The 1,076-nt window shown below is 76.8% G+C and carries 1 protein-coding gene; it reads left to right on the top strand.

Features of this window, described 5'->3' with window-relative positions; all coding sequences use genetic code 11:
* A partial coding sequence (locus KN815_RS21930) for a primosomal protein N' (protein ID WP_507229907.1) occupies window positions 1–749 on the top strand: 749 nt, incomplete at its 5' end.
* Window positions 750–1,076: the final 327 nt, after the last annotated feature.

The following is a 1,076-nucleotide window of genomic DNA, read 5'->3' as shown; positions in this document are numbered from 1 at the left end:
GTGAATGCGGAGGCGTCCGGCTGCGGGCGTCCATAGTCGGCGCCCGGCGCACCGCCGAGGAACTGGGCCGCGCCTTTCCGGCCGTGCCCGTGCGCACCTCCGGCCGTGACCATGTGCTGACGTCCGTACCCGACCGTCCGGCACTCGTCGTGAGCACGCCGGGCGCCGAGCCGATCGCCGAGGGCGGTTACGCCGCGGCGCTGCTGCTCGACGGCTGGGCCCTGCTCGGCCGCCCCGATCTGCGCGCCGGTGAGGACGCGCTGCGCCACTGGCTGGAGGCGGCCTCGCTGGTCCGCGGCCATGGGGAGGAGGATGCCGAGGGCCGGGGCGGCACCGTGGTGATCATGGCCGAGCCGACGCAGCGGCCCGTCCAGGCGCTGGTGCGCTGGGACCCGGCCGGTTATGCGGCGCGCGAGCTGGCCGAGCGGTCCCAGTTGGGCTTTCCGCCGATCTCCCGGATGGCGGCGGTGACCGGCCCCGCGGAGGCGGTGGCCGAGCTGATCGCCTCGGCCGGGCTGCCCGAGGGGGCCGAGACACTGGGCCCGGTTCCGCTGCCCCCGGCGCCGCCGGGACGTCCGCGCCGCCCCGGAGACCCGCCGACGGGCGAGGTCTGGGAGCGCGCGCTGCTGCGGGTCCGCCCCGGCCAGGGCGGCGCCCTCGCGGCGGCCCTCAAGGAGGCGAAGGCGGGCCGCCTGGCGAGGGGGGAGAAGGATCCCGCGGTGCGGGTGGATCCCTTGGACATTGGCTGACCTGGGTTGGCCCCGGCTTGGGCATTGGCCGACCACGGTCTGGCATTCGCCGCCTCGGCCCGGGCATTGGCTGATCCCGGTCTGGGTATTGGCCGATCTCGGCTGCCCCCGGCTGGGGCGCGCACCGGGTGCCGGTGTCCGGGTGCCGCAGGCCGGGTGCTGGGGTCTTCCGGTGCTCGGTTCTTCCGGCCTGGGGCGCCCCTCCCGGCGGCAGCCAGGGCGAGTGGGAGGGCGCCGCAGAGTCTCCGGGCGCTTGGGTCTTCCGGCCGGGGGCACCTCCCAGCGGTAGCTGGGGGAGGCTTTTGCGCCCCGGAGGCGAACCGAGCC

This window comes from Streptomyces niphimycinicus, from assembly GCF_018883605.1.
GTDB lineage: Bacteria > Actinomycetota > Actinomycetes > Streptomycetales > Streptomycetaceae > Streptomyces > Streptomyces niphimycinicus.
Note: the sequence above shows the minus strand (reverse complement) of the source record. Positions and strands in the feature narration are given on the sequence as shown.